The organism is Pseudoalteromonas sp. SR45-1 (assembly GCF_014163655.1).
Taxonomy (GTDB): domain Bacteria; phylum Pseudomonadota; class Gammaproteobacteria; order Enterobacterales; family Alteromonadaceae; genus Pseudoalteromonas; species Pseudoalteromonas distincta.
In genome coordinates this window covers 80,132-92,324 of the sequence record NZ_JACJDR010000001.1, presented here as the reverse complement: position 1 = coordinate 92,324, position 12,193 = coordinate 80,132, and the positions used below count along the sequence as shown (strand labels likewise).

The following is a 12,193-nucleotide window of genomic DNA, read 5'->3' as shown; positions in this document are numbered from 1 at the left end:
GCCAGTTTAATAGAATTAATTAGGATAACTCATGACAAATACGTTTAAAAAAGTCACAGAATCTATAAAAAATGCGACCGCTTGGCAGCAAAAATATCGTGAGATAATGCTTTTAGGAAAAACGTTACCGGCTTTAGCTGATGTTTTGAAAACTGATGATGCACTTGTACCAGGCTGTGAAAGCAAAGTATGGATGTTCGTTGAATTTGACTTAACCGAAAATACACTTGTTGTAATAGGTGACTCTGATACTCGTATAGTAAAAGGATTATTAGCCATTATTTTAGCGCTTTACAACGGGCTTACACCAGAACAGGTAGTGAATAAAAATGCGTATGAAGAATTTGAAAAGCTCGGCCTTATAAGCCACTTAAGCGCATCACGTGGTAATGGTATTAAAGCCATGGTTGATAAGATACAAACCATGGCACAACACAAGCTTAGTTAACGAAAACTAAGCTTGTGAGCGTTGTTTTTTATCTAGATATTTACGCACCGCTTTTGCAGCAACAAAAAAACCAAAGCTTCCTGTGATCATAGTCACAGAGCCAAAACCATTATTACAGTCCATATTCATTGTGCCATCAGCACTTTGCTTAGCATGACATACGCTGCCATCGCTTCCTGGGTAAACCAATTGCTCTGTTGAGTAAACACAATCAATATTAAACTTACGTTTAGGATTATTACTAAAATTATATTGCTTGCGCAAAATATAGCGCACCTTTGCAAGTAATGGGTCTTGCGTAGTTTTAGCTACATCACCAAAAGTTATTTGGCTAGGATCTGTTTGCCCGCCAGCACCACCAGTTGTAATTATAGGTAGTTTATTACGTTTACAGTGAGCAATTAATGCTGCTTTTTCTTTAACTGCATCAATACAATCAATTACATAATCAAAACCTTGAATATGCTCTTGAATATTATCAAGCGTAATAAAGTCATCTATTACACTAATTTGGCATTCTGGGTTAATAAGCTCGCAGCGCGCTTTCATTGCATCGACTTTAGCTTGACCAATAGTGCCCGTTAACGCATGAATTTGCCTATTTACGTTAGTGGCGCAAATATCATCCAAATCTATAAGTGTTATTTTACCAACACCAGTACGCGCAAGTGCTTCTGCTGTCCAGCTTCCTACACCACCAATACCTACTACACAAAAATGTGCTTCTTGAAGCCAATCAAACTGTTGATGACCATATAAACGTTTAATACCACCAAAACGTATATCTGTAACTTTTTCGCTCATTTACCAATCCAGTTGCCATGGCGATTGCCATGCTTGAAAATCTTGATGTTTAATTAACGCCAAATACTCATCACCACTATCGGGTAATAAAGTTAGCTGTATTTGTTCACCTTGCCATAAAAAGCTTAACGCATATGCATGTAAATAGGTACGATTAGAAGGCGCGCCTGTATACATTGCATCGCCTAAAATAGCTGCGCCCACACTTTTTAGTGCCACTCTTAGTTGATGTGTTTTGCCAGAGTAAGGTTTTAAAATATACCCTCTAAATCCTGGCTTATAACTCAGAGAATAGAATCGGGTGATTGCAGGGTTAAGTGTACTCGTTAGTAACTTAAACGAGCCACGGCGAGACTTAGCCATATCGCCTTTTATCCACCCCTGCTTCTTTTTTGGTTTAGTATCACTAATCGCTAAATAAAATTTAGCAATCGCATGCTCAGTAAACATAACAGTAAAGGCGGCTGCAGCGGCTTTGTTTCTTGCTAAAATAATAAGCCCTGATGTCACTTTATCTAAACGATGAACGGCATAAAGCTTTTGCGATAATTGTTGTTCGGCTAAAACAACAAAGCCGGGTCCCTCTTCAGAATGAAAATTAAGACCCGCTGGCTTTTCTAAAATATAAAAGTCGTTATGTGTATAAACAACTTTTATTATCTTACTTAATTGCTCACTCACACGTTTTTACTTTTAATATGCGCTATCACTTTAGCTAAGTCATCAGGCGTATCTACACCTGCATGAGGGGCTATTTGAGCTTGTTCTATTTTAATTTTATAACCGTGATACAAAACACGTAACTGCTCAAGTGATTCAAGTAATTCTAATGGTGATACACTCAGCTCTATGTATTGTTTAATAAAACCCGCTCTGTACGCATAAATACCTACATGGCGTTGAAACGGGGCTAAATTAAGGGCAGTGCTATCACCCATCATCGTATTTCTATCAAACGGTATACTTGCACGAGAGAAATACAGGGCATTTTTATTTATATCGCTAACCACTTTAACGGCATTAGGATTAAATACTTCATCACGTTCTTCAATAGCAACACTTAACGTTGCCATTGGTGCTGTTGAATCACTTAATAGTGCAGCAACTTGAGATACGTTTTCTGGTGCAAGTAATGGCTCATCGCCTTGTATATTAACCACAATTGTATTGCTATCAAGTTTAAGCAAATCAACCACTTCAGCTAATCGTTCAGTACCCGACTGGTGATCTTCACGCGTCATTACCACATCATTAGTAAACATACTTACTGCATCAAATACTTTTTGATGATCGGTTGCTATAACTACTTTACTAGCACCTGATAAACATGCTTTTTCGTAAACGTGTTGAACCATTGGCTTGCCACAAATATCAGCAAGCGGTTTACCTGGTAGTCGGGTCGATGCAAAACGAGCAGGAATTACAACTACGAATTCCACTTTTCAACCTCTTCTAAAGATAACTCACGTGCTTCATTTTCAAGTAATACTGGAATATCGTCTTGAACAGGATAAGCAAGCTTAGCTGCTGTGCTAATTAGTTCGTTGTTTTCTCTGTCAAAGCGTAATTTTCCCTTACAAACAGGGCACGCAATTATCTCGAGTAATTTTGTATCAAAGGCCATTGAGTATTCCTTTTTCTTTTAATATTGAATTTAATGTGTTTATTACGCTATCGGTAGGTTGTGCATCTACTGGTAAATAATACCAATTAGGCTTTGCAAAGGACTTACATTTAACGGCATCTTTTTCGGTCATTATAATGCAATCATCACCAAATTGGGCAAAATCATCTACTTTATAAGCATAATGATCTCTAAAATGATGAGTCGATAATAACGTAATATCTTGTGCTTCTAATGAGTTTTCAAACCGTTTAGGGTTCCCAATTGCACTTATTGCATGTGCTTCACTTACGTTACTTTTTGCATAATCGCTTGAGTTAACTAAGCGAAGATTACTTACTTGTAATGTGTAGCTATTATTAGCCTCACCACCATTTTCAATTACTATATCGACACTTTGCAAACGTTTAGTTGTTTCACGAAGTGGCCCTGCTGGCATAACAAAGCCATTACCAAAACGACGCTCATTATCAACAATACAACACTCAATGCTACGAGGCATTTTATAATGCTGCATTCCATCATCAGAAATAATAACATCGAGTGTATAATTATTTTCTAATAAATCGATATTGTGTTGTCTATTAGGCCCAACCGCTATTGGGCACTTTAAACGATGGTATAAAAGTACGGGCTCATCTCCAGCCTGCTGAGCATCTACAAGCTCAGTAACTAACAGTGGGTAATTTTTTGATTGCCCACCATATCCTCTACTAATAATTCCCACTGATAAACCTTGCTGTGTTAAATGACCATACAGCCACAAAACAAAAGGCGTTTTACCATTACCGCCAACACTTATATTGCCAACTACAATTACAGGCGTTTTGCACTCATAAGGTTTAAGTATTTTAGCGCTGTATAAGTATTTTCGAAATGACGATACAACCCAAAACAAAGCACTTAATGGTAATAACAGTAAAGTAATTAGACCAAATGGTTTATACCAGCTTTGTTCTATTTTACTCACGCCTGATCACCAAACTGCATTTTGCAAAGGGCTGAATAAGTACCGTCATTTGCTAATAAGCTATTGTGATCGCCACTTTCAATTACACGACCGTTATCAATAACATAGATTCGGTCACTGTTTTCGATAGTAGATAAGCGATGCGCAATAACAATTGAGGTTTTATCTTTCATTAGCGTTTCTAATGCTTGCTGAATAAGCTTTTCTGATTCGGTATCAAGTGCTGATGTAGCCTCGTCTAAAATCAAAATAGGTGCGTCTTTTAATATTGCACGTGCTATCGCTATACGCTGGCGTTGACCGCCGGAGAGCATTACGCCATTTTCACCTACCATGGTGTTTAATTGCTCTGGCAAGTCTTTAACAAACTCCCAAACATGCGCTTGTTTAGCAACTTGCTCTAATTCTTCCTCAGACACATCATGCTTTATGCCATAACAAATATTATTAGCAATCGTATCGTTAAATAACACGACTTGTTGAGACACTAAAGCAAATTGGCGACGCAAATCTGTTAATTTATAATCCTGCAGGGCTATACCATCAAGTAATATTTCACTCGGTAACTCTAAGTCATAGTAGCGTGGTAATAAATTAGAAATTGTTGATTTACCCGAGCCTGAGCGCCCTACTAAGGCAATACTTTCACCCGCTTTAATCGTTAGCGACAAATCATTTAATACGGCTTCATCTTTTGTTGGGTACTTAAAGGTTACATTTTTAACTTCAATTAACCCTTTAACTTTATCGACTGAAACGGTGCCAGTATCTTTTTCCATTTCTTCATCTAAAACTAAAAAAATACTTTGCGCGGCAGATATACCACGCTGCATATCACTATTAACATTGGCGAGTTGTTTTAGTGGGCGCAATAGCATCATCATTGAGGCAATTAATGCCATGAAGTCACCTGAGGTAATCGTATCAATCATTGATGGAAGAGATACAGCCCATAAAATAACAGCCATAGCACTTGCTGCTAATATTTGAATAATTGATACACTTAAAGCTTTTGTCGCATCCATTTTAATGCGCTGCTGGCGGTTATGATTATTAATCTTTGAGAAATGGTTTATTTCTTGGTCTTGTCCGCCAAATCCATGAATAACTTTATGTCCGCTAAGCATCTGTTCAGAGCTACGTGTAACCTGCCCCATAGCTGATTGGATACTTTTAGAAATATGGCGAAAACGTTTCGATACAACCGCTACAATAATGGCAACGAGAGGGATGATGACTAAAAATATAAGTGAGAGCTTCCAACTGGTATAAAACATTACACCAAGTAAAAAGACAACAAAGGCTCCTTCACGTACAACAATAAGTAACGCTTTAGTAATTGCTTGTTGAACTTGCTCTGTGTCAAAAGTGATTTTTGAAATTAAATCGCCTGTTGAGTTTTTGTCATGAAAAGAAACGGGTAAATGCAATATGTGCTCAAATAACTCTTGGCGTAAAGAGCGTACAACTTGAGAGCCCACATAACTTAAACAGTACGAAGACATAAAGTTAAAAACACCACGCCCTAGTACTAACGCGATAACTACAAAAGGAGCGTACTTTAAAACTTCTGTATTTCGCTGGTTTAAACCTTGATCAATAAACGGCTTCATTAATTGAATGAATAAAGCATCCATTGCTGAATAGCCTATCATCCCAACAATTGCGATAAAAGCGACGCTTTTGTATGCGCCAACATACGAGACAAGACGTTTATAAATTTGTGCAGTACTTTGATCCATAACACTCTCTAAATACAGTAACTCCCTGTATTGTATCCTTCGATGAGATAAAACTAAACGTCAATCTTTGATAAACCAATAACTTTCCTGCCCTCGTGCTGTTTCTGTGGCCAAATTGTTTGAGTAGAATTTAATACTAATTTGTCCTTCAACGCCTGTTGTAAATTGCTCGGCGCTTATTGCTTTGTAACGCTCGACAACAACGGGCTTGGGAAATTCCCACTGTCCTTTATAAGCACTTGAATGAATCACAACTTTAGGAGCTACATCACTAATAAAATTAACACTTGAGGATGTATCACTGCCATGATGCGGGCTTAACATGACTGTACTTTTCAACGGTGTATTATTCGCTAATAAGGAGGCTTCACGAGATTTTGATATATCACCTGTAAATAACACACTATAAGTATTACTCGATACTCTAACAACGCATGAATCGTCGTTTTCATTCCCATACCCTCTAGTGCTAAAGCTTTCTACTCTTAAACCGACAAAATCAACACTTTGGACTTCACACACACTAAGTGTATTTTCAGGGTGAAATTGCTTTAATGTTTCCCCAAATCCAGCTTCAATAAAATGCTGTATTCCTCCAGCGTGATCGCTGTCTTCATGACTTAGAATCGCTGTTTTTACTGTGAAATTATTTGCTTTTATATAAGGCAATAAGATACTTCGCGTACGACTAAAACGATTAAAATAACTTGGACCAAAATCATAGATAAGCACTTGGTTATCTTTTTCAATTAATGCCATGAGACCATGCCCAACATCAAACACATGAAGTTGCCAGTTAGGCTTTTCTTTTAGAAGATTATTCAATAAAAGTACTGTTAAAGGAATGAAAGAGAGCAATTTATAGGGGAGGAAGTAAATCATCAACATAGTAATATAGGTAAAAATGACGAATATTAACTCGATTCTTCCTGTTGTCAGCCATCTTAACGACTCGGGTATTTCATAAAGTAATTTAAATAACGCATATAACCCTGTATCAAACAAATGTATTAAATTACCTATATCTATAAAAGTACTCAGTAATGTAAAAACAATCAAAAATGGTAAAATAATGATGGAAAGAAACGGTATCGCAATTAAGTTAATCACTAGGCCCGCAATACTTACGCCATTAAAAAAATAAAGTGAAAGTGGTAATAAACCGATAAACAATGCTACTTGAATAACAAATAACGCAATAATTTTGTTTTTTATTCGTGTATTTAATATTGGTAATTTATTAATAACAGTAAAAATTATAGCGACCGCTAAAAATGAAAAATACAGACCTGGATTAAGTAAATTAAATGGGTTAACAGTAAGCACTATAACCAAGGCAAATAAAATACTACGCCAACGCAGCGGCTGTTTAGCAAGAAAATAAAGTAACAAATAACAACCCAGCATAATTAGCGCTCGCGTTGCTGATACTAAAAAGTCACTTAAATATACGTAAACTAATGCAGCTATAAAACCGAACGAACTGTAGTAAAGTGTAAGGTTAAATGATTGACCAATTGAAAAGTTTATTTTCGTACAGATAAATCGAATGAATAAATAACCAAAGCTAAAAATCAAACCAATATGTAAACCCGATATAGCCAGTAAATGACTTAACCCAAGTGATTGCATTAATTGTTTATCTGTATAGCTCATTAACGATTTATCACCACTGAGTAATGCATAATAGAGCCACTGCAATCTTGTATTTGTATAGGTATTTTTAATGAAGTTTTGATAATCTAGTACGATGCTTTGTTTATCGCTGTGTATTATATTAAGCTCTTTATTGAGAACTTTGCCTTTAAATAATATTCTATTTATAAATGCATAACGTTCAGTATCAAACACATTAAAATTTTTATTACTGCGAAAATATTTTAAATGGATTAATGCAGAGAATTCATCCCCGACTGTAAAAGGCTGTGCAGAATTAACACTGAGCATTGCTTTGGGTGCTCTAAAATTCGAAAAGCTACTCCCATCTAATGCCACTATTTTGGCTTTGATATACTGAGGTTTTTTATCAGAAATAATCTCTTCAACAACTAATGTAGAATCAAGTGCATACTTTTCGTTCGGTTTTGGTATTTCAAAACTATAAAAAAGGTAAAAATGCATACCAACAAAGCAAATTGCACAAATAAAGCCTAACAATACGTTTAAAAACGGCTTAAAATAAGCGCTCACTATTACAATGAAAATTGTGAAGACTGTAAATTCGAGAGTTTGATAATAAAACACGGTTGCTACACAGCCAATTACAAACCCAAGACTTATCCACACTGATGTAAATGGTTGCTTTAAATGGCTAAAAAAACGATCCAAAGATTTTTACCTGATCCAAATAAAATTAGACATCATAAATCACTAAAAATATTTGGACGACTTTTGCAAGACGCAAATCTTTGGCATTTAAATAGACGTTCAGCTCGAGGGGCCTTCGCGGTCGGGTTATTTTTTGCTTTCATCCCTGTTCCTTTTCAAATGGTTTTAGCCGCAGCAGGTGCTATATTATTTAGGGTTAATTTACCCATATCAGTTGCTTTAGTATGGCTTACGAATCCATTAACCATGCCACCTATCTTTTATGGCTCATACTTAGTGGGTACGTTAATACTTAATCAGCCAGAACAACACTTTGTATTTGAAGCAAGTTGGTCTTGGTTTTTAGAAAGTATAGAAACAATTGGTCCTGCATTTTTATTAGGTTCATTAGTATGTGCTTCTATTGCATCAATTATAGGATACTTTGGTATCGATATTATTTGGCGCCGCTCTGTGAAAAAAGCATGGTTATCACGAAATAATTAGTGGCGTTAAAGCTAAATAATCGCTGCAATCCTAATCTAATAAAATATTATAGACGAAAAAAAACCAACTTTATCAAGTTGGTTTTTTTATAATCAATAAACTTTAAAAGCGAAATACACGCCTTAAGCCAACCAGTGGTAATAACAATAATGTATACCAAGGGAAGCTAGCAGAGTTACGCTCATAAACTTCAGCTTCTACTGGAGCACAGCTTTCTACTTCACCATTTGCAATTGGCGTTAGTTTAACTGCTATTGCAATACTCTCATATTCAATTTCACCATTAATATCAGTTACTACACCGCCTAATGAATCTAGCTTTTCAACTGTTTTAGTCGCAGTACCAAATATTTCATTATTTTCGTTGATAGCAGTCGCTTCAACCATAGTATAAGCGTAATCAGTTTCACCGTCGGTGTCATAACAAGGCAGTAAATCGTTTAGATTAGTGATTTTGTCTTCACCAATTTTGTAAATAAAGGCCTCTTTGAGTCGCGAGCTATCAGAAACACCCACTTCCCCTTCACCTACAATATAACCTTGGTTGTTTATATCGTTACCGTAAGAACTTGAGCTTGAAAAGTAATCAGTAGGGAAAACAGTACTACCCGTTGCTATATCATGGTAAAAGAATTTATTACGAAGAGTACCTTCAATACGTTTAGTTGCATAACCTGTAATTACATCGTTATCATTAATAGCAATTGATTTACCAGACTGCCAGTCATCTTCTTGATTAATAAAATCAACAACCGCACCGTCTTTAAAATAAACTGGCATTGTAAGAATTGTATCGTCATTTTTGTAATAACGTGTATTCGATGAACCTACAATTGTCCCGTTGCTGTTCACTGCTAAAGCAGTACTTGTAAATGCATCATCTTCCGCTTCACCTTCATCAGGTGTCAGTGCCATACCAAGCTCTTCAACAGACGTGATATTAAGTGATTCATCAAGTTCCCATTTAACAGCGCGCTTATTAAATAAGCCTCGTGTAATATTTGAATTTAACAAGTTGATACATACTGACGTAGGTTCGTCTTCATTATCACAGTTATCATCAATATTATCTTGTCTGTCATCTGGAATGCTTGTAGACATATTACCTACAACGGTATAACCACTGTTAGTTTTAACAATATCGTTAGCGCGGCTTGTGCCACCGTATTCATTAAACTCAGGCTCTAACTCAACACTTACACTGCCATCAGCGCTTATCACAATTCCACGTTCTATAAATTCATGAGTAAACCACGTTTCTGCATCATCTTCGCCATCAGGTGTAAAAGATACTTTATCGTATGGGGCACTACCCCAACCAACTGTAACGCCATCTTCACTTACTGCATTTAAAAGATTGACAGTAGAACGAGTTAATCCATCATAATCAACAGAAGCTATATCAAAAATCGGTTGTTCAGTAATCTCTGATTCGTTAAATTTAATCCCAACTAAAGAACTCATTTTTTGATATTCAAAGTTAGACGGAATTCCTAAATTCGAATTTGCCAAAAAACTAACCATAAAAGCATGAGCATCAGGATTAGTGCTTACGGCATCATTATTTTCAATGTCATCAAGTGTGAAAGTAATTTCTTTATCACTTAATTCATATGCTGCTTCTGTGCTGTCGTAAGCACTTTCAATAACATTTTCAGTAAAATCTATATAGCTGGTATCAATAGGTAAATTGTATAAACCATTTGCGAAACCAATAATATGCCCGCTTTCGCTTACATCTGTTACATAAGAATATTTAGCGTCTTCAAGAGTCCCTAATTCACTTAACTGGTACGTCGCACTTGTTGCTGAAGTGCTTAATGTCGCTAAAATACTGGCAGCGAGTAATTTATATTTCATTTTAATCCTTACTACTGATTCTGTAATTCTTCAAGTTCTTCCCAGCGCTCAAGGGCAGCTTCAAGGTCAGACTCAAGTTGTGCTAAATGGTTCAATGCTTTAGTTGTTACATCACTCTCTTGTTTAAAAAAGTTTGCGTCACTCACTACAGCTTGTTGAGCTTCAATTTCAGCTTCTAGTTTTTCCATTTTATTCGGTAGTTGCTCTAATTCAAGTTTTAATTTGTAAGAGAGTTTATTTGTCTTAGCTGCTGGTTTTGCAGCTGGAGCGGCTACTTTTTCAACTTTTTTTACTGGTTGTTGCTGAATTTTTTTTTCTTGTTCAGCTAAGTAACCTACATAAGCTTCATAGTCGCTATAACCACCGACGATATCTGTTACTTTACCATTGCCTTCAAATGCCCATACACTAGAACATGTATTATCAATAAATTCTCGGTCATGGCTTACAATCAGCACTGTACCTTGATATTGATTAATAATGTCCTCTAGTAACTCTAACGTTTCAATGTCCAAGTCATTCGTTGGCTCATCGAGAACAAGTATATTAGATGGTTTTAAAAACAGTTTAGCTAATAGCAGTCTATTTTTTTCACCACCAGAGAGTGCTTTAACCGGGGTTCGAGCGCGGGCTGGAGGGAATAGAAAGTCTTGCAGGTAACCTAAAACATGACGTGAACGACCGCCCATCATCACTTCTTGTTTACCTTCGGCAACGTTATCTTGAACAGTTGCTTCTTCGTCAAGTTTTTCACGGTATTGGTCAAAGTAAGCAAACTCTAAATTAACACCTTGCTTAGTAATACCACTATCTGGTTCTAAATCACCAAACATTAGTTTTAATAGTGTTGTTTTACCAATACCATTTGGGCCTACTAAGCCAATTCTGTCGCCACGCATTACAAGTGTCGAAAAATCATCAGCAATAACTTTGTCTTTAAATGCATGGCAAAGGTTCTTAGCTTCAAATACCAACTTACCTGAGCGATCAGCTGTTTCAATATTAAAGTCAGTTTTTCCAACTTGATCAACACGTTGCTTGCGCTCATTACGTAGCTGTTTTAGCTCTCGAACACGCCCTTCGTTACGCGTTCTTCGCGCTTTAACACCCTGGCGAATCCACGTTTCTTCTTCAGCTAAACGCTTATCAAACAATGCATTTTGCGCTTCTTCTACTTTTAAATCATGCGCTTTTTGCTCTAGATAAGTCGCGTAATCACCTGGGTAGGAAATAAGTTTACCGCGATCTAAATCTAAAATACGCGTAGCGACAGCGCGAATAAACGCACGGTCATGCGATATAAATACAATGCCGCCTTTAAATTCTTTTAAAAACTGTTCAAGCCACATTACACTTGCCATATCTAAATGGTTTGTTGGCTCATCTAGTAATAATAAGTCAGGCTCACTTACAAGTGCACGCGCAAGTGCTACTTTACGTAACCAGCCACCAGAAAGAGACTCAAGCTTAGCCTCTGGTGTTAATTCTAATTGTGTCAAAACTAATTGTATTCGGCTATCAAAACGCCAACCATCAGCGGCTTCAAGTTGGTTTGATAAACGTTCAAGTTTATTTAATAACTTATCAGTACATTGTGTTTGCAGTTCGTTGCTAACATGATGAAAATCAATGAGTAGGTTAGCGATTTCTGGCATACCCTGTGCAACGTAATCAAATACAGTTCCGCTTGCACCTTTTGGTGGATCTTGCTCTAAACGAGAAATTCGAATACCACCAAGCTGATTTATTTCACCATCATCTAAAACAACTTGTCCATCGAGTACTTTTAATAACGTTGACTTACCCGCGCCATTTCGACCAACTACACACACTCTTTCGCCACTTTCTATAACAGCGTCTGCTTTGTTAAGCAAAGCATGTGTACCAAAAGCAAGTTGTGCTTTTAAAATTCTTATTAAATCCATAGTTCT

Annotated in this window: 11 protein-coding genes; 2 read left to right on the top strand and 9 right to left on the bottom strand. The window is 36.6% G+C overall.

Going from position 1 to position 12,193, the window contains the following annotated elements:
* Positions 1–31: 31 nt before the first annotated feature.
* Positions 32–448 (top strand): SufE family protein, encoded by a 417-nt coding sequence (locus H5089_RS00415; RefSeq protein WP_165723481.1) that lies wholly within the window; start codon positions 32–34, stop codon positions 446–448.
* Between the two features lie 6 nt (positions 449–454).
* Here H5089_RS00415 and tcdA read toward each other — a convergent pair whose 3' ends face one another.
* Genes tcdA through H5089_RS00380 form a run of 7 tightly spaced genes read right to left on the bottom strand, consistent with a single transcriptional unit; the run spans position 455 to position 7,916 of the window.
* Complete coding sequence (gene tcdA / locus H5089_RS00410) at positions 455–1,252, bottom strand: tRNA cyclic N6-threonylcarbamoyladenosine(37) synthase TcdA (protein ID WP_002961793.1); 798 nt, start codon at positions 1,250–1,252, stop codon at positions 455–457.
* Complete coding sequence (locus tag H5089_RS00405) at positions 1,253–1,933, bottom strand: TIGR01621 family pseudouridine synthase (protein ID WP_182711201.1); 681 nt, start codon at positions 1,931–1,933, stop codon at positions 1,253–1,255. It lies immediately after the preceding gene.
* Complete coding sequence (gene kdsB / locus H5089_RS00400) at positions 1,930–2,691, bottom strand: 3-deoxy-manno-octulosonate cytidylyltransferase (protein ID WP_182711200.1); 762 nt, start codon at positions 2,689–2,691, stop codon at positions 1,930–1,932. Before kdsB ends, H5089_RS00405 begins: the two co-directional genes overlap by 4 nt.
* Positions 2,679–2,876, bottom strand: a complete 198-nt coding sequence (locus H5089_RS00395; RefSeq protein WP_002961789.1) for a Trm112 family protein — start codon at positions 2,874–2,876, stop codon at positions 2,679–2,681. The genes kdsB and H5089_RS00395 overlap by 13 nt, the downstream gene beginning before the upstream one ends.
* A complete protein-coding gene (gene lpxK / locus H5089_RS00390) occupies positions 2,866–3,846 on the bottom strand; it encodes a tetraacyldisaccharide 4'-kinase (protein WP_182711199.1) in 981 nt (326 codons plus the stop codon). The genes H5089_RS00395 and lpxK overlap by 11 nt, the downstream gene beginning before the upstream one ends.
* Positions 3,843–5,588, bottom strand: coding sequence for a lipid A export permease/ATP-binding protein MsbA (msbA, locus tag H5089_RS00385; protein ID WP_149602576.1), 1,746 nt, complete (start codon positions 5,586–5,588; stop codon positions 3,843–3,845). Before msbA ends, lpxK begins: the two co-directional genes overlap by 4 nt.
* 60 nt (positions 5,589–5,648) lie before the next feature.
* Entirely contained in the window at positions 5,649–7,916 is a 2,268-nt protein-coding gene (locus tag H5089_RS00380) for a DNA internalization-related competence protein ComEC/Rec2 (RefSeq protein ID WP_182711198.1), read from the bottom strand.
* Here H5089_RS00380 and H5089_RS00375 point away from each other — a divergent pair.
* Complete coding sequence (locus H5089_RS00375; protein ID WP_024595571.1) at positions 7,896–8,402, top strand: DUF2062 domain-containing protein; 507 nt, start codon at positions 7,896–7,898, stop codon at positions 8,400–8,402. The genes H5089_RS00380 and H5089_RS00375 overlap by 21 nt on opposite strands.
* A 102-nt stretch (positions 8,403–8,504) precedes the next feature.
* On the opposite strand, the gene H5089_RS00370 is transcribed toward H5089_RS00375, so the two are convergent.
* Together H5089_RS00370 and H5089_RS00365 are read right to left on the bottom strand one after the other, a co-directional pair.
* Entirely contained in the window at positions 8,505–10,262 is a 1,758-nt protein-coding gene (locus H5089_RS00370) for a DUF3466 family protein (protein ID WP_182695654.1), read from the bottom strand.
* Positions 10,263–10,273: 11 nt separating this feature from the next.
* Positions 10,274–12,187, bottom strand: coding sequence for an ABC transporter ATP-binding protein (locus tag H5089_RS00365; protein WP_002961781.1), 1,914 nt, complete (start codon positions 12,185–12,187; stop codon positions 10,274–10,276).
* Between the last annotated feature and the right edge of the window lie 6 nt (positions 12,188–12,193).